Raw genomic sequence first — 18,901 nt, forward strand, 5'->3', positions numbered from 1 at the left:
GGCGGGCGCGATCACATCCCGCACGGCACCGGGCAGTCATTGCGCACCGTCAGGTTGCGGTAGCGCGCGAGTGCCCACAGCGGGAAGAACTTGCGATAGCCGTGATAGCGCAGATAGAACACGCGCGGGAAGCCCGTCGCCGTGTACAGGGCTTCGTCCCACAGCCCTTCATCGTTCTGCGTACTCAGCAGATAAGCGACACCGTGCTTGACCGCCGGGTCGTCGGCCTTGCCCGCCGCCATCAGGCCGAGCAGCGCCCACGCCGTTTGCGACGCCGTGCTCGGTGCCGCTTCGTAGCCCTGGTAGTCGAGCTTGTAGCTCTCGCCGTCCTCGCCCCATCCGCCGTCGGCGTTCTGGATCGAGAGGAGCCATTGCGCCGCGCGCGCCATGGCCGGATGCGCCGGCGGCACCCCCGCCGCCTGCAAGCCGCACATCGCCGACCACGTGCCGTACACGTAATTCATGCCCCAGCGGCCGTACCAACTGCCGTCGGCTTCCTGATCGTCGAGAATGTATTTCAACGCCAGATCGGCCGAGGCCTTGCGCTCCGGCGATGGCGGCAATTGCGCGAGCATTGACAGGCATCGCGCGGAGACGTCCACCGTCGGCGGATCGAGCAAGGCGCCATGGTCCGAGAACGGGATGCTGTTCAGATACAGATGCGTGTTCTCGGGCTCGAATGCGCCCCAGCCGCCGTTACCGCTCTGCATGCCGATGACCCACTCCGTGCCGCGATCGATCGCGTGACGCATCGGCCGCGGGCTCGCGTCGACCGTGTCGTTCCCGAAGGCGCCCACGAGCTTCTCGTAGCGATCCATCGCCATGGCGACCACGGCGGTGTCGTCGACATCCGGGTAGTGCGGATTCGCGAACTGGAAGGCCCAACCGCCCGGACGCACGTTCGGGCGGCGTGAAATCCAGTCGCCGCGCACGTCCAGGATCTGCAGCGGAATGAGCCACTTCAGCCCCTTGCCTGCCTGCTCGATGGCGCGCTTGTCGCCGGTTTCGAGCAGCGCGTGCGCGGCCAGCGCGGTGTCCCACACCGGCGACAGACACGGCTGCACATAGGTCTCGTGATCGGCAGGCGTCACCAGCTTCTCGACCGACCGGCGGGCGATCGCGCGGCTCGGATGCGCTTCGGGATAGCCAAGCGCGTCGTACATCATGACCGCGTTGGCCATGGCCGGATAAATCGCACCGAGGCCGTCTTCTCCGTTCAGGCGCTCCTCGACGAACGCGACGGCACGCTGGATCGACTTCTCTCGCAGTTTTCTCGGAAAGAACGGATCGAGGGCTCGCAGCACATGATCGACGCCCGAAAAGCACGTGAACCAGAAGCGGCTCTGGTGCGGTGCGCGCCTGGGCGGGCCAACGTCTTTGGGACGACCGATGAACAGCTCGTCGATGCCGACGCCCTTGGGATTACGCGCGCGCGGGCGCTTGGCTTGCAGCACAAGCAACGGCACGATCACGGTGCGCGCCCAGTACGACACCTTCGACAGATGGAAGGGGAACCACTGCGGCAACAGCATGATCTCGACGGGCATCATCGGCACGGCCTTCCACTCCAGCACACCGTACAGCGCCAGCAAGATTCGCGTAAAAACGTTCGAGTTCTGCGCACCGCCACGCGAGAGGATGGCCTCGCGGGCGCGCACCATGTGCGGGGCGTCAATGGGATCGCCGATCATCTTGAGCGCGAAATACGCCTTCACGCTCGCGCTCATATCGAACTTGCCCTGATGGAACAGCGGCCAGCCGCCGTGCTCGCCCTGGATGCGGCGCAGATAGGCGGCGATCTTCGCTTCGAGTTCGGCGTCGACCGGCTCGGCCAGATGGTGACGCAGCAGCACGTATTCCGCCGGAATCGTGGCGTCGGCTTCCAGTTCGAAGAGCCAGTGACCGTCGTCTTGTTGCAGGTCGAGCAACGCCGTGATCGAGCGGTCGATGCCCGTCTCGAGCGTCTGCGTTGCCATCGCCGTGCTCACCTTATGGGCAAGCTCGGTATGCAGTTCGAGGTCCACGGCCGTGGCAGTGGCCGTGCGTCGCGCTTCCTTTTCGGAAGCATCGCGTATCGTGTCCATGGCATTCTTGCCTACTCAAAGGCGTGTGATCGGCGCGGTGTACGCGCCGGTTAAACAGTGTCATTGACGATAGGTGCCGGGTTCTGTCGCCCGGCTCATGCACGAGACGGTTCGACAAGCCTCAGGCGGGATGCAGCACGTCGGCCGCCCGGTTGCCGCTGCGCAGCGCGCCTTCGATGGTCGCGGGCAGGCCGGTGGCCGTCCAGTCTCCAGCGAGCGCGAGATTGCGCCAGCGCGTGCGCGCGCCGGGGCGAAGCTTGTCCTGCGCCGGCGTTGCCGCAAACGTGGCGCGCTTCTCGCGCACCAATTGCCACACCGGCATCGGCGTGGCGGGTACCTGACAGGCGCGCGCGACCTCGTCCCAGATGCGCAGCGCGAGCGATTCCCGAGATTCGTCGAGCAAATGGTCCGCCCCGCTGATCGTCACCGACAACCGGCCGTCGAACGCGAAGATCCAGTCGCTCACGCCGTTCACCACGCCGATCATCGGCGGGCAGCCCGGCGGCGGCGGCACCTGGAAATGGGCGTTGACGATGGCCCGGTATTCGTCGGGCGTCGTCAGGTCCGGCACCAGCCCGGCCGCCACGTTTGGCGGCACCGCCAGCACGACGGCATCGTCCGCCGCCAACGCCTGCGGTCCGTCGCCAAAATCGATCGACGCCACACGACTGTCGTCCGGCGTAAATCCCAACGCCCGCACGCGGTGCTGCATCATCACGCGCGCGCCGTTCGCTTTCAGGAACGCCAGCGCGGGCGTGACAAACGATACGTCCAGGCCCTCGCTCGCGATCAGCGGATGACACGCCTTGCCGCCCGCCGCGAGCGTTTCGCGAATGACGGCGGCCGCCATCTGCGCCGAGCCTTCGGCCGGATCGGCGTTGAGCACGGCGAGAAAGAGCGGGTGAATCAGGCGCTGGTAAAGCGCGGGCGGACAACGCATCGCGTCGGTCATCGTCGCGTCGGGCCCGGCGCGCAGCAGCGGCGCGAGCGACAGGTAGTCCGACCACTTCGTGCCCGGCACGCGGGCGGTGCTGTCGAAGATCCACCATGGCAGGCGCCCTTCCGACAGACGCACCGTCCAGCGCTCGTCGCTCGTCAGATCGACGAATGCGAATTCCGCACGATCGGGGCCGGTCAATGTGTGTTCAGAGCCGATGGTGCGCGTAAATTCGCGCATCGTTGTATTGCCCGAGAGCACCAGGTGATTGCCGTTGTCGATCACCGCGTTCAACTGCCGGTCGAAGTAGGACCGGCAGCGTCCGCCTGCCTGCGGTGCCGCCTCATGCAGCACGACCGGCACGCCACGCTTCACGAGCCTTACCGCGGCGGCCAGGCCTGCCAGACCGGCACCGATAACGTGAGCCGTGCCCGACATCAGAACGCCATCTGCCGCAGCAGCATCAGCATGAGACGCCAGCGCGGCACACGCACGCGCTCGCGAGGCACGGCAAAGCCGCGCGCAATGAGCTTGTCGAGGATCGCGCCGTAGGCTTTGGCCATCACAGCGGGCGCAATCACCACGCGGCGCGGGTACGGCGCCATGATGGCGCGCGCCTTCGCATAATGTTCTCGGGCCTGCGCCACCAGGGGCGCACAGGCGCGGTCGAGCTGGGCGGCAACGACGTTCTGCGGCGTGGCGCCCACGATGCCGGCCTCGGCCAGCGTTTCGCGCGGCAGATAGACGCGGCCGATGCCGGCATCTTCGTCGATGTCGCGCAGGATATTCGTCAGTTGCAGGGCGCGACCGAGATGATAGGACAGGTCGATACCGTCCTGCTCGGGCATGCCGAACACCTTGACCGACAGACGACCGACGGCGCTCGCCACGCGATCGCAATACAGATCGAGCGTGGGCAGGTCGGGCGCGACGATGGGGCCGCAGGCATCCATTTCCATGCCGTCGATCACGGCGAGAAAGTCATCGTGCTTCAGGCCGAACTGCTTGACCACGCGGGCAAGGTTCGCGAGCGACGGCGCCGGGCGTGCGTCGTACAGATCGGCCAGATCGCGTCGCCACGCGGCCAGACGCGCCATGCGGCTCGCCGACGTGTCGTCGCCGTCGTCGGCAATGTCGTCTACGGCGCGGCAAAAGGCATAAATCTCGAACATGCCTTCGCGCTGCGCGGGCGGCAGAATGCGCATGGCAGCGTAAAAACTGCTGCCCGCCGCCACGCGTGCGCTGCTTGGCTCAGGCGACATTTCGATCGGTTCGGCGACGCTCACGAGGCTCCTCGTCGTGCAGGGGAACGGGGTAACACCACGGAAAAAACTCAGGGGATTCTTGCAAGGAGGGAAGTATACCGGGGATTGGCGCGACTTTCCCGCCAGGATTCGGAACGATAGCATAGAATCTCGGGGCCCTCAGCGCCACCGCGTTGCCCCATTTGCCCCACCCGCCTGATGACTTCCGACGCCAAGATCGAGCATTACGAGAACTTCCCGGTCGCCAGTATCCTGCTGCCGCGCGAGATGCGCGCGCCGGTCGGCGTGATCTACAACTTCGCGCGCACGGCCGACGACATTGCCGACGAGGGCGATGCGTCCGACGCGGAGCGTCACGCCGGCCTCGCGGCTTATCAGGCGGAACTCGACAAGATCGCCGCCGGACAGCCCACGTCGCCCGACAAACCGCTGTTCGCGGCCCTTGCGCGTGTCATGGCCGAGCATCGGCTCCCGGTCCAGCCATTCTCCGACCTGCTGAGCGCGTTCGATCAGGACATCGACGTCAAGCGTTACGCGACATTCGCCGACCTGCGCGACTACACGCGCCGCTCGGCCGACCCGGTCGGGCGCATCATGCTCGGCCTGTTCAAGCTCGACACCCCCGAGAACATCGCCTGCTCGGACGACATCTGCTCGGCCCTGCAACTCATCAACTTCTGGCAGGACGTGGAAGTCGACTGGCGCAAGGCGCGTGTGTACCTGCCGCAGGACGACATGGCGCGCTTCGGCGTGACCGACGCCGACATCGGCGCGCAGACGTTCGACGATCGCTGGCGCGCGCTCATGCGCTACGAGGTCGACTTTGCCCGGCGGATGATGCTGCGCGGCGCGCCGCTCGCCAACCGCGTCCCCGGCCGTTTTGGGCTCGAACTGTGCTGCGTGGTGCATGGCGGGCTGCGCATCCTCGACCGGATCGGCGCCGTCAACTACGACGTTTTCCGTCATCGTCCGCAACTGGGGAAGGCCGACGGGCTGCGCGTGTTCCTGCGTGGCCTCGGCATGAAACTGAGCGGCACGCCGCCCAAAGCCCGCGCGGACTAGCGTCTGCTCACAAGCAGCCACACGCGGGGCCACCGGCTGCGACGTCATGCCGCAGGCTCCGCACCGCCTGAGCGCGCCCGCGCTTGACCCATCGCAAGACCCGTTCGCGGGGCAGGTGCCAGACTGCCCTTTTCGCGTGGGCGCGCCGTCACACGGCGCCATCGCCTGCGCGAGCCCACCTCGACGAACGGAACTGACATGAACGAGCAATGGTTGACGCTGGCCGGCCGCCGGCTGGTGCCGGTAGTGCAAGGCGGCATGGGCATCGGCATCTCCGCGCACCGGCTCGCCGGCACGGTGGCGCGGCACAACGGCATGGGGACGATCGCGAGCATCGATTTGCGCCACCATCATCCTGACCTGCTCGCCGAAGTGGACGGCCTTCACACGCCGGAGGGCAAGAAGGCGGCCATCGAGGCGGTCAACCTGATTGCGCTGGACCGCGAGATCCGCGCCGCCAAGGCGATTGCCGACGGTAACGGACTGGTGGCGGTCAACGTCATGAAGGCGGTGAGCGCACACGCATCGCTGGTACGGCAGGCGTGCGAGAGCGGCGCCGACGCCATCGTCATGGGCGCCGGATTGCCGCTCGACCTGCCGGAACTCACGGCGTCTCATCCAGGCGTCGCGCTCATCCCGATTCTGTCGGACTCGCGCGGCGTCAGCCTCGTGTTGCGCAAGTGGCAGAAGAAGGGCCGCCTGCCGGACGCCATCGTCATCGAGCATCCGGCACATGCGGGCGGGCATCTCGGGGCGTCGCGCATCGAGGAGCTCGGCGACGCGCGCTTCTCGTTCGAGCGCGTGCTCGCGGAGTGCCGCGAGATCTACGCGACGCTGGGCATCGAGTGGGCCCGCGTGCCGTTGATCGTGGCTGGCGGCATACACCGTCACGAGCAGGTTCGCCACTGGCTGGGACAAGGCGCGGCAGGCGTGCAGTTGGGCACGGCGTTTGCGGTCACCGAGGAATCGGACGCGCACCCCGCATTCAAGGCGGTGTTGGCGAGCGCACGGCCGGAAGACATTGCCGAGTTCACCAGCGTGGCCGGGCTGCCTGCGCGTGCGGTGTTGACACCGTGGTTGAGAAAGTACCTCTCGCGTGAGACCGCCCTTCAAGCAAAGGCGAAGGTGCGGCAGTGTCTGGAGGGATTCGACTGCTTGCAGGCCTGCGGGCTGCGCGACGGCGTGGCGCGCATCGGGCAGTTCTGCATTGATCTGAAACTCGCCCAGGCGGTGCGTGGCGATGTGGCGCGCGGACTCTTCTTCCGCGGCCGCGACCCGTTGCCCTTCGGTGAGCGCATTCGCCCCGTGGGCGACCTCATGCGTTACCTGCTGACGGGCGAGCGGCCGGAGGACGGCGACGCGGTCGCGGTCGCATAGCCGTGCTCACTTGGCCGGCGCCGCCGGTGCGGGCGGCGCGCTGGCGGCGGCGTCCGCCCCCGGGTTCGGAGGGCTGGCCCCCCCGGCATCGCCCGCACTCACGGGTGCGGCACGTGCCGCAATACGCCGGTCGAGGAACGCGGCGAGCGCGGGGTCGTTCACCTTGAGATCGAACTGACGGTCGTCCACCGCCGAGAAATAGCCGTCGCACAGATCCGCTTTCGCGCTCTCAGTCGGCTGATCGTCGATGCTGCGGGAATAGACGACGAACTGGCGCTCGACAAGCATCGGCAATTGGGTGCGCAGCAAGTCGTCGAAGCGCGCGCGTTCGTCGGGGTCGGTATAGGCGGATTGCAATTCGGCGCGCACGCGACGGCCCTCGGCGAGATAGTCGCGATGACGCGTCTGCCATGCGCGCAATGCCGCATTCCCGTGGGTTCGCGTGGCGTCGCCGTAGAGCCCGCACTTCTGCACGAGCCGCGCGAGCACCTCACCGACACCTTCGGGCGCCGCGATCGCCGCGCCCATCAACTCGGCGTCGTTCTTGTACTGCGGCGGTTGCGCCAGCGTGGCAGCCGTGTATAAGCCTGCCGCACCCACGATCGCGCAGGCGACCAGGCGTCGCCCACCGTTGCCAAATGGCTTCATTGCCGGATTGTCGGAATGGCGGGCTCGAACGGCCTCGCTCTCGGAGCTATCGCATCGGCCACGACGTCGATGCTTGCATCTTAGCCGAAGTGACGTTCCGAGGTGCCCCACTGTGGCGTCGCCCGCCGAACGATACGTCGCGTTCGGGCATGTCGTGGCGTCGCGGCACGGCGCCGGGCGGGGGCCTGTCGATGTCGCGCTTGACGCGTTGGGTCTGCACCGCGATATTGTCGCGGTGGTGCCAAGCTTTCCGGCCGCGTTGTCCGTGGCGCAGGCGTCCGACTTGATCGCGCTGGTGCCCGCATCACTCATGAGGCAACGCGCCGCACGGCGCGTCGCAACCTCATCCGCGTCGGTCCACGTGGTCGACCTGCCGGTGACGACCGGACAGATTGCCGTGTCGTTGATGTGGCATCCCCGAATGGACGCGGACCCCGTTCATCGCTGGCTTCGACAACAGGTGCTGTCGGTGTGCCGCCCGGACGATGCCGCATCGCGATAATCGAAAGCGGTAAGACGGCGCTTATCGTGAGGGGGTCGCCCCACATTGCACCTGCCCCGACACCGGATCTCGCTTGCAAGCGGTGGGCCCCTGCTCGTTGAAGTAGACCGCACCCTGCGCGTTCGTCGACGCGCCCGGGAAACGACCTTGCGGCGCGCGTTGCGGATCCGTCAGTTGCCTCATCTGCATATCGTTCGTCGCGGACGACTCACGCTGGCGTTGTGCCTGCCGCTCCCCCTCCGCCATGCCCTGCTTGAACCGTGCGCCAACGCCGCCCTCCCTGTCATGTGTCGACGCGGGTGGCGTAAGCCCCACGCCGGGCTGACCACCCGGCGCGGCCTGATTCGATTGGCGGATGCTGTTCAGATCGCCACTCTGCAAGTAGGATTGAGCGGCCGCGCCACCGGCCACCGATATTCCTGCGGTGGCCAGGCAGGCGATCAGCAAGGTTCTGGCTGACATGTTTCGAACTCCCCCGTGAAGTGCGCAATGACTCTTTTTCTCGGGGCACAGTGTAGCGCCAATCGCAATCCGCTTCGACGTCCGAAGTTGCGCGACAGCCTGCACCTCACGGCATCACCGGCGGGTGATACGTCAATGTCTGCGCGAGCAGCCACAGCATGACGATGACCACGGGGAAGTGCACCAACAATTGCGTGAACGTGTATCCGACAATGTCGCGCGCGCGCAGACCGAGCACCCCCAGCAGCGGGAGCATCCAAAACGGGTTGATCAGGTTCGGCAGCGCTTCGGCTGCGTTGTACACGGTCACCGCCCACCCCAGGTGCACGTGCAGGTCGTTGGCCGCCTGCATCACGTACGGGGCCTCGATGATCCACTTGCCGCCGCCCGACGGCACGAAGAAGCCCAGTACCGCCGAATACACGCCCATCACACCCGGGAAAGACGTCTGTGACGAGATCGCCACGAAGAAGCTCGACAGGTGGTGCGAAAGCGTCGCCCCATCGATGCCCGGCGCTTTGGTCAGCAGGTAGGCAATGCCGCCGTAGAGCGGGAACTGGATCAGCACGCCCGCCACGGACGGCACCGACTTCGCGATCGCATCGAGAAACCGGCGGGGACGCCAGTTCAGCAACATGCCCAACATCAGGAACACGAAGTTGTAAGTGTTCAGATTGGAGATCGCCAGCAACGGATCCTTTGTCGTGAACTCATGTCCGATCCAGAGCACACCCAGCGCCACGATCAGCACCGTGACTACCGGGCTGTGTTCAAGCCAATCCCCCGGGCGTTGCGCACGCACGTAAGGCTTCGCCATATCGTCGAGCGACACACCGAGCTGGGCCGCGACGGTGGCGCGGTCGTCGCGCGGTGCCGAGTAGTAAGCCAGCGCCACCGACACCACCGTCAGCACGGCGGCAATCGCCATCGATTGCGGCAGGAAGATGGTGTCGGCGAACGGAATGACGCCGGTGATCTCGACCAGCGCCTTCGGCAAGCTTGCCGGGTTGGCCTGCAACTGTGCCGCCGACGAACTCAGGCCGAGCGCCCACGTCGCCCCCATGCCCAGATACGCCGCGGCGCCCCCCGCACGGTAGTCCATGCGAATGTCGTCGCGGCGCGCAATCGCGCGCACCAGCAAGCCGGCAAAGACCAGGCTGATGGCCCAGTTAAACAGCGAGAGCACGATACTCACAAATGCCACATAGGCCACCGCGCTACGACCGCTGCGCGGCAGCGTGGCCATCTTGCGGATGAGCAACGCCGCGGGCGGCGAGACGGCCACCACATAGCCGGAAATCGCCACGATGGCCATCTGCATCGTGAACGGGATCAGGCTCCAGAAGCCGTCGCCAAAGGCCACGCCCACTTTGACCGCCGGGACACCGATGGCGAGCGCGCCGCCCGCGCATACGATGACGGCAAGCGCCGCGAAAAGATAGGCGTCCGGAAACCAGCGCTCGGACCAACGCGTGACCGCCGCCGCCAGACGTTCCAGAAGTCCGCCGTCCCGCGGCGTCTCCGACATGCTCGAAAGTGAATTTCCCGGTTTCATTGCCTGTGTTCCCTTAGGTTTGTCATGATCGGCACCGCCGCACCTCGCGATGCTCGCCCCGTGCCCTGCCCTGCGACAGCGACTTATCATCTCCGCCGTCGTCCATCGCCAGTTGCCTGCGTCGTGTCAAGCGTGTCGTGTCGCCTGCCAGACGAGCGTGGCGGCCGCGAGATCTTCCAGCGCTGTCCCTACGGCCTTGAATACCGTGCGCTCACCCTCGCCGTTACGACATCCGCGTCCTGCGCGACACAGGTCGGCCAGCGTGCCGCGCACGTCCGACGCGGCGAACACGCCGCGCGACATCGGGCCGAGCAACTCCCCCGATTTCGCCAGCGCTTCGTCGGTGTCGACGTACAACGACGCGCCGGCAAAGCAGAGATCGTCGGCTTCGCGCATCTGCGGCGTAAAGCTGCCGATCAGATCCAGATGGACGCCCGGCGCCAACCAGTCGCCCTGCACGACGGGCTCGGTCGCCAGCGTTGCGCAGGTGACGACGTCCGCGCCCTCGACGGCCGCCTTCGCGGTATGGCACACGACCGCGTCGAGACCTTGCGCATGCAGGCGATCGACCAGACGCCCGGACGCCTGCAAATCGCGATCCCACACGCTCACACGTGTGATGGGGCGCACCGCACGATAGGCCAGCGGCACGAGCGCCCCCACGCGTCCCGCGCCGAGCAGCGCGAGATGCGACGCATCGTCACGCGCCAGATACGATGCAGCCAGCGCAGAGGCTGCCGCCGTGCGGCGCGACGTGATCTCGTTGCCGTCCATTTGCGCCAGCGGCACGCCCGTCGTGGCGTCATAGAGCAGATAGGTCGAATGCAGACCCGGCACGCCGCGCTGCGCATTGGCCGGTGCGATGTTGACGGTCTTGATGCCGAGATATCCGCCGGGCTGCCACGCGGGCATGATGAGCACGGTCATCGCATCGCGCGAGCCCGATTCTGGGATGACGTGCGTGTGGCGCAGCGGCACTTCGCATCCGGTGACGAACAGGCTGCGAAGCGCGTCGAGCAACGGGCCGAAAGCCAATGCCTCGCGAGTGGCGTCGGCGTCGATGAATTTCATGAGTACAGCTCCTCGTCGAGGTGGAAATGAGATGTCAGGCGTCGAGCACGATGGCTTCGCGCGGCACGGCCTGACAGGCCAGACACATGCCGGGCTCGTCGAGCGCCACGTCGCCCAGGTGCTCGACCTCGCCGGCCAGCACACGCACCGCGCAACTCTCGCATTGCCCGACACGGCAACCGCTTGGCAGTGCCAGCCCCAGCGACTCGGCAAACGACAACAGGCTGCCGTGCGAAGGCGTCCAGACAGCCTCGCGGCCCGAGCGGACGAACGTAACGGGCCACGCGGCCCCGGCGTCCACACGCGCAGCGCTCGGTGAACGGAACGCCTCCTTGAACATGTCGAACGCGGGTACGCCACGCGCCGCCAACCCCTCCATCACGGCCGTCATCATGGGCGCCGGACCGCACAGGTAGAAGCGTGCGCGTCGCTTGATCAGTTCGTCGGACACCACGGCCGCAGACAGCCGTTCTGCCGATGCGTAGTCGCGACCGAGAACATCCGCCTCGCGCGGCGCGTCGTAGTAGTTGACGACGCGCACGTTGGGCAGGCGCTGCGCAAGCGCCGCCAGCCGATCCCGGAAGGCATGCGTGGCGCCATTGCGGTTGGCGTAATGCAGCCAGACCTCGGGCAGCGGCAAGGGCGCGCGCTCGGCCTGCGCCGCCAGCGATTCCAGATAGCAGAGGAAGGGCGTGATACCAATGCCGCCGGCGAAGCACACCACCGGCTGACGGCTGTGCAGCGGCATGACGAAACGCCCCGACGGCGCGCCCAGTTCGATCACGTCGCCCACGCGAGCGCCGGTGTTCAGCCAACTCGAGACCACGCCATCAAACGGTGCGCCCTCGGACGTGCGCCCCTGCTGATGACGCACGGCAATGCGATAGCCGCGACGGTCGCGCTCGCTGGAGGGACCGGTGAGCGAGTACGCGCGTGTCACGGGCTGCCCTTGCCCGGGGATCGATACGCGCACGGTCACGTGCTGTCCCGGCAGATAGTCGGGTAGCCCCACGTCGTCGAGCGGATCGAGCGCGATGGCGCACACCCCCTCGGCCGCGGCATCGAGCGCGGCAATGCGAAAGCGCGCCATGCCGCGCCATGGCCGGCGGGCCGGATCGCTCGTCGGATCGCGCGCAACGTCGCATCGAAACGAGCGCAACGGCGACGCACCGCTGATCGGGTCGATGTCCTGCGTCGTCACCAACGCGTTGAAGTTGCTCGACGCATCGCCCGCCGTCGCAAAACCGTCACGTCCCACACTGTCGCAAGCCTGCCACCAACCGTATTCGGCAAGCAGCACGTCGTCGCCCAATCCCGTATCGAACGCGGCGCGAAAGCGCGCGACCCCGGCCGGCGTCGTCACCCGTACCCAATCGCCCTCTGCGATGTGCTTTCGCGCCGCCAGCGACGGATGCAGATGCACCACGGGATCGGGGGCGCGCATGCGCAGGCTCGCGAGTCCGCGATGCTGACTGTGGCAGTAGTAGCCGTTCTTGGTCGAACCGAGCAGCAGCGGGAAGCGCTGCGCCTCGTCGTCGCTCACGGCACGGGGCGCCACGTGCACCGGTACCGGCGGATATCCGTGACGCAGCAGATGCTCGGAATAGAGCTCCACGCGCCGGGTTTCAGTGGCGAAGCCGCGCACATCGCCGGCCTCGGCACGCGCGTATTTGCGCTCATATTGCGGCTGCGGACGCGAAATGCCCTCGGGATGGGCGCGCAACGTCTGCACGTCGAGCCCGAGCGGGGCGAGTTGATGATTCCAGCCGGCATCGAGACTGCCGCCGAAAAAGGCGTCGCTCATTCCCAGGCGCACCGCGAGATCGAACACGATGTCGTTGTCGCTGCGCGACTCGCCGCGTGGCGACACCATGCGCTGGCGAAGTTGGATCAGTGCGTCGGCGCGATCGTCGATCTCGAAGCCGGCGCGCAAGCCTTCGCGTTCCCACGGCGTGTTCACCGGCAGCACGATATCGGCGAAACGCGCCGACGGCGTCTCGAACAGATCGCAATGGACGTGAAACTCGAGCGCTTCGAGCGCCTCGCGCGCCATCGCATAATCCGCCTGCGACGCCAGCACGTTGGTACCGAAGCAGAACAGCGCGCGCACACGATAGGGCGCGCCATCGAGAATCGCGCGGTAGGTATCGCGCGCGGTCACCCAGCCGCGCGCAGGCGGTCCCAGCGGACGTTCGTCGATGCCCAGCGCCCTGGCCTGCTGCTCGGGACTCAAAAGATCATGCTGACTGACGGCATTCAACGGTTGACGCGTCATCACGCGATTGCCCCCGCGTCTGTCGAAGCTGCCGGTCAGTGCATACAAGACCGCGATGGCGCGCTCGATTTGCGTCGCGTTCGCGTGCTGCGCGACACCCGACCATGCGTGATAAGCGACGCGCTGTGCCCCGGTGAAGAGGTCGGCGGCGGCGTCGAGCTGCGCCAGCGAAACGCCGCAGAGTGCGCTAACGGACGCCGCGTCGTAAGCGGCCAGCCCCGCGCAGAGATGATCGAACGCCGGCCGGCAGGCAATGCGCGATCCGTCGCTGGACGTCACCGCAAACTCGCCGCGCAGGGCGGCTTCGTTTGCCGCATCTCGGCTCAGCGTATGGGTCGTATCGTAGGGTTGCGGTGCCGAAGTCGCTTCATTCCAGATAACGAAAGCTTCCGGCGGTGCGCCAGCGTCCGTCGCCGCCAGATCGCACGCGCGCAGGAAATGGCCGTTGTCATTGCGCACGAGCAACGGCGCGTTGGTCCACCGGCGCACGAACGTCTCGTCATAGCGTCCGCTGTCGATCAGACGACGGGCGAGACCGAGCGCCAGCGCCGCGTCGGTGCCGGGCCGCACGGGCAGCCAGGCGTCGGCGTCGGCGGCAAGCGGTGTCTTGCGCGGGTCGACGACGAGCAGCTTGGCGCCACGCGCGCGCCCTCGCCCGATCGCGTTCGCCTGACTCAACCACGTACTCGTGGGGTTGTGCCCCCACACCATGATGACGTCAGCCTGCGCGTAATCGGCGGTCGGCATGCCGCACCCGAACGTGAATGCGTGCGCAAAATCCTTGTGCCAATTGCAGATTTCCGTCGCGTAAACCGTGTTCGGGCTACCGAACACCCGGATGAAGCGCTCGATCCAATCGATGCTGTCCGATAGTGGCGTGCCGCTCGGTGTCGTCACGCCAAACGCGACGGCATGCGCACCGCTCTCGCGACGGATGTCGCCCAGGCGCGCCGCAATCTCGGCGAGCGCGTCGTCCCACGAAATGGGCGTCCAACCCGGGTCGTCCGCCCCTTTCGGCGCCGTGCGGCGCAGCGGCGTGGTCAACCGGTCGGGGTGATGCACCAGCTCCGGCGCCGCCTTGCCCTTGCGGCACATCGCGGCGCCATTCGGATGCGACGGATCGGGTTCGACCGCGATCAGCGCATCGTTTTCCACGCGAGCCAGTGTGCCGCAGCGGGAGCGGCACAACGTGCAGAACCCGGGCTTGACCTCCTGAACCATGTCTCATGCGTCTCTATAGGAATCGATGTTCCGATGCTATACAGCCGTCACTTTTATTACTAATATAAAAAATATAGTTTGCAATATTGATTTTTTAAATGAAACCAACCCTGCGTCAGATCGAGTATTTCGTGGCCGTGGCCGAGACAGGACAGGTGATGCGCGCGGCCGAGCGATGCAGCGCGTCGCAGTCGTCGCTGACGATTGCCTTGCAGAATCTGGAGGTGATCGTCGGCACACCGCTTTTCGTGCGGCATGCGAAGGGGCTGCGCCCGACCGAGGCCGGCGAGCGATTTCTGCGTCACGCCTACCGAATCCTCAACGCCACCGACGACGCGCTGCAAGAGGCCCGCACGCTTCCGGACGATGCGGGTGGCCGTCTGCGACTGGCCGTCACCGAAACGATTTCGGCGTATCTGCTGCCATCGGTGGCCAGCACCTTGTCCAAGCGCTTCCCGAACGTCGAACTCACGTTGATCGAGGGCGACCGCCGCGAACTGGAAGCGGCCGTACTGGGGGGCAAGGTCGATCTGGCGTTGCTGTTAGTGTCGAACGTCGTGGCTGACGGACTCGTCTCGCACACGTTGCTGCGCTCGACGCGCCGGCTGTGGACCAGCCCCGGACATCCGCTGCTCGACAAACCAAGCGTCACGCTCGACGACGTGCGCGGACAGCGCTTCCTGCTGCTTGATATGGATGAACACGTGCAGACGGTCGAGCGCTACTGGCATGCCGCGCAAGTCGAACCGGTCGTGCACTTCCGGACTCGCTCGATCGAGGCAATTCGTAGCCTCGTGGCGCAGGGCTATGGTGTATCGATTCTCTCGGACCTCGTCTATCGCCCCTGGTCGATCGACGGTGGGCGAATTCTGCGACGGGATTTGAGCACGGGCGTGCCGTCGATGGATGTGGGACTCGTATGGGCGCAGCGACGTCCGCCTGAGGGATTGACCGAGCGCATCGTCAGCGCGTTGCGCTCGCTGATCCGCGAAATCAACGATCGCGGACACATGGGGGTGGAATGATCAACTGACGACGACGCTCGACGCGCCGGCGTCAGCGGCATTCATGCCCGACGCGTAGCCAGTTCAGACCCTTGGCGCAGCGCTTCGAGCAGGCTGCGCTCGTCGGCAATGCCCTTGCCTGCGATGTCGAACGCCGTGCCGTGGTCGACCGACGTGCGCACCACCTGCAAGCCGACCGTCACGTTCACGCCCGCCTCCAGGCCCAGCACCTTGACCGGGCCATGCCCCTGATCGTGGTACATGGCAACCACGAGATCGAAATCGCCGCGTCCGGCGCGGAAGAACAACGTATCGGCGGGCAACGGACCTTCGATATCCCAGCCGCGCTCACGCAAGCGTTGCACGGCCGGCACGATCTTCTCTTCCTCTTCCCCGTAGCCGAACAAGCCGTTCTCGCCCGCGTGCGGGTTGATGCCGCACACGGCGATGCGGGGATTCGCGATGCCCGCCTTGACGAGCGTAGCGTGACCGCGCTCGATCGTACGCTGGACCAGACCCGGCTCGATCTTGCGAATCGCATCGATGATGCCGATGTGAGTCGTGACGTGAATCACCCGCAGGTTCGGCGCGACAAGCATCATCGACACCTCGTCGATACCCGTCAGGTGAGCGAGCATCTCGGTGTGACCGGGGAACTTGTGCCCGCCCGCGTGCAGCGCTTCCTTGTTCAGCGGTGCCGTGCAGATCGCGTCGATTTCCCCGGCTTCGGCCAGCTTCGCCGCGTGCGCGATGTAGCGGTACGCGGCATCGCCCGCGATCGCCGACAGTTGGCCAAACGGCAAGTCCTCGGGAATCAGGCCCAGGTCGATGCACTCGATCACGCCTGGCGTGAAGCGCGCTTGCGCGACCGTCTCGATACGACGCACGCTCAGCGGCATCTTGACGATGGCGATGGCCTGCTCGAGACGTCGCGCGTCGCCGATCACGACGGGGCGGCATTGCTGGTAGACGCTGTCGTGCGCCAGGCTCTTGACGATAATTTCCGGGCCGACGCCAGCCGCGTCACCCATGGTGATGCCAATGACGGGGAGATATTGATTCATGGCGTTTGCGTTGATATCCATTTCGTTGGGATGACGTCCGGAACCTGTTCCGGGATGATGTTCTGTTGTTGCGCTACCGACTCGCGTTGCCTCAACGGCGCTCGCGCAGGTCGGGCGTCGTGCGCAAATATTGGTAGGCGCTATGCAGCGCCGCTTCGCCGCCGAAAGCGCCGGCCTTCGTCACGATGCGCATCGGCGCACCATTGGCCGGCCGCCCCACGGCGACACCAGGCTCCACTTCCGCGAGCAGCTCGAGCGCGCCGATACCCACCGCGCTCAACATCGCGCGCGCCGTCTCGCCGCCGGTGACGACAAGGCCCGACAGGCGCGCGAAGTGCGGCGCGATCAACGCCGCCAGCGAGGCCGACAATTGCGCCCCCTCCTGCGGATCGAAGGCATCGTCACGCCCGATTCGCACCAGCAGGTCGCTTCCCTGCCCAAGGGCATCGCCAATCGCCGCACACCAGCGTGCGCTGTCGGGATGCGACGCGCCGGCGCGCAGAACCGCGGGCGGCACGATCCATTCGACCACCGCGTGCTCCGCGCACAAACGCGCGCACTGCTGCTGCGACACGGCGGACAGACTGCCCACCAGCGTCAGCAAGGGGCCGGTCGTTCCGGCGTCGCTCGTCACATGTGCATTGTCTCGCGCGCCCCCCGTGCCATGCGTCGGCGCGAACAATGCCGATTGTTCGGCCAGTGCGCGAGCGAGACCGCCCGAGCCGACCCAGAAGATGTCCGTCAGCCCGACGCTCGCGCGCGCCAGCATGACGAGATCGTCATCTGTCTGCGCATCAACGATCAACGCCGTCACACCGTTGGCGCGCGCCTGCGCAACGACATCGGTCAACGCTTCACGCGCCGCCGCAAAATCCTTGCGCAGCAGCGCCGAGGGCACGATCTGCGCGCTCACCCCCGCCGCCGCCAACATCGGCGCGAGTCGCGCCTCCTGAGCGTCATGCTCCAGTCGCCAGGTGTCGGTCTCGGCCAATGGCACACCGCGCACGAACACTTCTCCGTCTCGCACGACACGCCCCGTGGCAGGGAAAGCCGGCGCCACAATGGCAAGGCCCGCAAGCGGCTGCAGCGCAGCGACTTCCGCGACCCAGTTGCCACGCAGTGTCGAGTCGATCTTCTTGTAGAGACGCCGTTCTGGCGCGGCAAGCCGCTGCCAAGCCGCGACTGCGCGTGCGGCGGCCTCGTGCGCCGTCAGACGGCGCGTGTCGATGTCGATCGCCACCACTTGCGCCGTCGCATTGAAGCCTTCGATATCGAGCGACACGACGCTGCGACGACCGGCGTTGGTAAAGCCGATCGCGCAGTCGGCCGCGCCGGACAAATCGTCGGCGACAATGAGCATGCTCACTGCATCGCTCCCTTGGCCGCAGCCCCCAGACCCCGGGCCGCCACACGCTTGGCGACCGCTGCCGTCAGGATCGGCGAGACGATGGCCGTCACCACCACACAGGCTGCCACCAGCAGCGTTGCGCTCTTGGCGGCGGCCTCGTAGACCGGATTGGCGGCAGCGATCAGCGCCGGTACCGCGGCGGCATTGCCAGCCGTGTTCGCGGCGGCCGTACCCGCCACGCCCGTCCCGCCCGTCAGGCGGTCGACGATGTAAAGCGGAATACCGGTGACCACGACGACGGCAAAGCCAAGCAGGATGCCCAGCAGGCCCGCCTGCCAGACCTTGTGCAGATCAAGCCCCGCGCCGAGCGCCAGCGCGAAGAACGGAATCATCACCGGCACGGCACGCCCCAGAAAATCGCGCATTTCACGATCAAGATTGCCCAGCAACATCCCTACGGCCAGCGGCAGGATACTACCCACCAGCGTCGGCCACGGGAACGCGGACAACCCCGCGACGCCCAGCGTGACCATCGTCAGAAACGGGCCCGATTCGAGCGACATGATCGTGTAGGCGCCCACGTCTTCCGAGCGACCGTACTGCCCCATCAGCGCCATGTACAGGCCACCATTGGTGTCGTTCATTGCCGCGACCACCGCCAGCGTGGAAATGCCCGCGAACATGCCCGACGCGACCGGTGCCTCACCCAGGAAATGCCCCAGCACGATACCGACCACAATCGCCGCGCCGATCTTGGCGGCGAACAACGCCCCGCCTTTCTTGATCAGGTACGGCGTTGCCTTGACATCGATACTGGCGCCCATACAGACGTAGAACACCGCGAGGATGGGCAGCGCGCCCGTGAACAGCGCGTTGGTAAACGAGCCGAAGAACGTCGGCATCCCCGGCATGAAGGTGGCTATCAACGAACCGATCAGCAAGGGAACGATCATCATCCCCCCCGGCACGCGCTCGATGGCGCGCTTGATACGAATTTGAGCCATGGTTGTCTCCCGACCAATGTGG

15 protein-coding genes are annotated in these 18,901 nt (G+C 66.4%); 4 read left to right on the forward strand and 11 right to left on the reverse strand.

The features are described 5' to 3' along the window. Positions 1-11 precede the first annotated feature (11 nt). The 3 genes from shc to hpnD form a co-directional block, all read right to left on the reverse strand. Positions 12-2,084 (reverse strand): squalene--hopene cyclase, encoded by a 2,073-nt coding sequence (shc, locus tag PCE31107_RS13050; RefSeq protein ID WP_150608906.1) that lies wholly within the window; start codon positions 2,082-2,084, stop codon positions 12-14. A gap of 121 nt (positions 2,085-2,205) precedes the next feature. Next, the gene (gene hpnE / locus PCE31107_RS13055) at positions 2,206-3,459 is read right to left on the reverse strand and encodes a hydroxysqualene dehydroxylase HpnE (RefSeq protein WP_150608908.1); all 1,254 of its coding nucleotides are present in this window, start codon (positions 3,457-3,459) and stop codon (positions 2,206-2,208) included. Further along, on the reverse strand, positions 3,459-4,307 hold the full coding sequence (hpnD, locus tag PCE31107_RS13060) for a presqualene diphosphate synthase HpnD (protein WP_150608910.1): 849 nt from the start codon (positions 4,305-4,307) through the stop codon (positions 3,459-3,461). Before hpnD ends, hpnE begins: the two co-directional genes overlap by 1 nt. A gap of 177 nt (positions 4,308-4,484) precedes the next feature. Here hpnD and hpnC point away from each other — a divergent pair, with 177 nt between their 5' ends. Next, on the forward strand, positions 4,485-5,348 hold the full coding sequence (gene hpnC, locus PCE31107_RS13065) for a squalene synthase HpnC (RefSeq protein ID WP_150608912.1): 864 nt from the start codon (positions 4,485-4,487) through the stop codon (positions 5,346-5,348). A gap of 198 nt (positions 5,349-5,546) precedes the next feature. Next, positions 5,547-6,725, forward strand: coding sequence for an NAD(P)H-dependent flavin oxidoreductase (locus tag PCE31107_RS13070; RefSeq protein ID WP_150608914.1), 1,179 nt, complete (start codon positions 5,547-5,549; stop codon positions 6,723-6,725). Between the two features lie 6 nt (positions 6,726-6,731). Here PCE31107_RS13070 and PCE31107_RS13075 read toward each other — a convergent pair whose 3' ends face one another. Next, positions 6,732-7,373, reverse strand: a complete 642-nt coding sequence (locus PCE31107_RS13075; protein WP_150608916.1) for a hypothetical protein — start codon at positions 7,371-7,373, stop codon at positions 6,732-6,734. Between the two features lie 112 nt (positions 7,374-7,485). On the opposite strand from PCE31107_RS13075, the gene PCE31107_RS13080 reads away from it, so the two are divergent. After that, positions 7,486-7,875, forward strand: coding sequence for a LysR substrate-binding domain-containing protein (locus PCE31107_RS13080; protein WP_150608918.1), 390 nt, complete (start codon positions 7,486-7,488; stop codon positions 7,873-7,875). Between the two features lie 21 nt (positions 7,876-7,896). Here PCE31107_RS13080 and PCE31107_RS13085 read toward each other — a convergent pair whose 3' ends face one another. The 4 genes from PCE31107_RS13085 to PCE31107_RS13100 all read right to left on the reverse strand — a co-directional run bounded on the left by PCE31107_RS13085 (position 7,897) and on the right by PCE31107_RS13100 (position 14,459). Further along, positions 7,897-8,337 (reverse strand): hypothetical protein, encoded by a 441-nt coding sequence (locus PCE31107_RS13085; protein WP_150608920.1) that lies wholly within the window; start codon positions 8,335-8,337, stop codon positions 7,897-7,899. Between the two features lie 106 nt (positions 8,338-8,443). Then, positions 8,444-9,865 carry a short-chain fatty acid transporter gene (locus PCE31107_RS13090; RefSeq protein ID WP_150608922.1) on the reverse strand — a complete coding sequence of 474 codons (1,422 nt, stop codon included), beginning with the start codon at positions 9,863-9,865 and terminating at the stop codon, positions 8,444-8,446. A 153-nt stretch (positions 9,866-10,018) separates the two neighbouring features. After that, positions 10,019-10,963: a bifunctional Delta(1)-pyrroline-2-carboxylate/Delta(1)-piperideine-2-carboxylate reductase gene (gene lhpI, locus PCE31107_RS13095; protein ID WP_150608924.1), complete on the reverse strand. Its 945-nt coding sequence runs from the start codon at positions 10,961-10,963 to the stop codon at positions 10,019-10,021. A 34-nt stretch (positions 10,964-10,997) separates the two neighbouring features. Further along, positions 10,998-14,459 (reverse strand): molybdopterin-dependent oxidoreductase, encoded by a 3,462-nt coding sequence (locus PCE31107_RS13100; protein WP_150608925.1) that lies wholly within the window; start codon positions 14,457-14,459, stop codon positions 10,998-11,000. 98 nt (positions 14,460-14,557) lie between these two features. Between PCE31107_RS13100 and PCE31107_RS13105 the strand changes: the two genes are divergently transcribed. Further along, entirely contained in the window at positions 14,558-15,484 is a 927-nt protein-coding gene (locus PCE31107_RS13105) for a LysR family transcriptional regulator (protein WP_130025311.1), read from the forward strand. Between the two features lie 41 nt (positions 15,485-15,525). Here PCE31107_RS13105 and pdxA read toward each other — a convergent pair whose 3' ends face one another. The 3 genes from pdxA to PCE31107_RS13120 form a co-directional block, all read right to left on the reverse strand. Beyond that, positions 15,526-16,527: a 4-hydroxythreonine-4-phosphate dehydrogenase PdxA gene (pdxA, locus tag PCE31107_RS13110; RefSeq protein WP_150608927.1), complete on the reverse strand. Its 1,002-nt coding sequence runs from the start codon at positions 16,525-16,527 to the stop codon at positions 15,526-15,528. A gap of 91 nt (positions 16,528-16,618) precedes the next feature. After that, positions 16,619-17,893, reverse strand: coding sequence for a four-carbon acid sugar kinase family protein (locus PCE31107_RS13115; RefSeq protein WP_150608929.1), 1,275 nt, complete (start codon positions 17,891-17,893; stop codon positions 16,619-16,621). Then, the gene (locus tag PCE31107_RS13120) at positions 17,890-18,879 is read right to left on the reverse strand and encodes a 2-keto-3-deoxygluconate permease (protein ID WP_017235457.1); all 990 of its coding nucleotides are present in this window, start codon (positions 18,877-18,879) and stop codon (positions 17,890-17,892) included. Before PCE31107_RS13120 ends, PCE31107_RS13115 begins: the two co-directional genes overlap by 4 nt. Between the last annotated feature and the right edge of the window lie 22 nt (positions 18,880-18,901).

This window comes from Pandoraea cepalis (assembly GCF_902459625.1).
Lineage (GTDB): Bacteria > Pseudomonadota > Gammaproteobacteria > Burkholderiales > Burkholderiaceae > Pandoraea > Pandoraea cepalis.

What these genes read in the sequence shown, in the direction of transcription:
- shc (WP_150608906.1), bottom strand. Translation starts at nt 2,084, where the DNA reads ATGGACACGATACGCGATGCTTCCGAAAAGGAAGCGCGACGCACGGCC.
- hpnE (WP_150608908.1), bottom strand. Translation starts at nt 3,459, where the DNA reads ATGTCGGGCACGGCTCACGTTATCGGTGCCGGTCTGGCAGGCCTGGCC.
- hpnC (WP_150608912.1), top strand. Translation starts at nt 4,485, where the DNA reads ATGACTTCCGACGCCAAGATCGAGCATTACGAGAACTTCCCGGTCGCC.
- PCE31107_RS13070 (WP_150608914.1), top strand. Translation starts at nt 5,547, where the DNA reads ATGAACGAGCAATGGTTGACGCTGGCCGGCCGCCGGCTGGTGCCGGTA.
- PCE31107_RS13075 (WP_150608916.1), bottom strand. Translation starts at nt 7,373, where the DNA reads ATGAAGCCATTTGGCAACGGTGGGCGACGCCTGGTCGCCTGCGCGATC.
- PCE31107_RS13085 (WP_150608920.1), bottom strand. Translation starts at nt 8,337, where the DNA reads ATGTCAGCCAGAACCTTGCTGATCGCCTGCCTGGCCACCGCAGGAATA.
- PCE31107_RS13090 (WP_150608922.1), bottom strand. Translation starts at nt 9,865, where the DNA reads ATGTCGGAGACGCCGCGGGACGGCGGACTTCTGGAACGTCTGGCGGCG.
- lhpI (WP_150608924.1), bottom strand. Translation starts at nt 10,963, where the DNA reads ATGAAATTCATCGACGCCGACGCCACTCGCGAGGCATTGGCTTTCGGC.
- PCE31107_RS13100 (WP_150608925.1), bottom strand. Translation starts at nt 14,459, where the DNA reads ATGGTTCAGGAGGTCAAGCCCGGGTTCTGCACGTTGTGCCGCTCCCGC.
- PCE31107_RS13105 (WP_130025311.1), top strand. Translation starts at nt 14,558, where the DNA reads ATGAAACCAACCCTGCGTCAGATCGAGTATTTCGTGGCCGTGGCCGAG.
- pdxA (WP_150608927.1), bottom strand. Translation starts at nt 16,527, where the DNA reads ATGAATCAATATCTCCCCGTCATTGGCATCACCATGGGTGACGCGGCT.
- PCE31107_RS13120 (WP_017235457.1), bottom strand. Translation starts at nt 18,879, where the DNA reads ATGGCTCAAATTCGTATCAAGCGCGCCATCGAGCGCGTGCCGGGGGGG.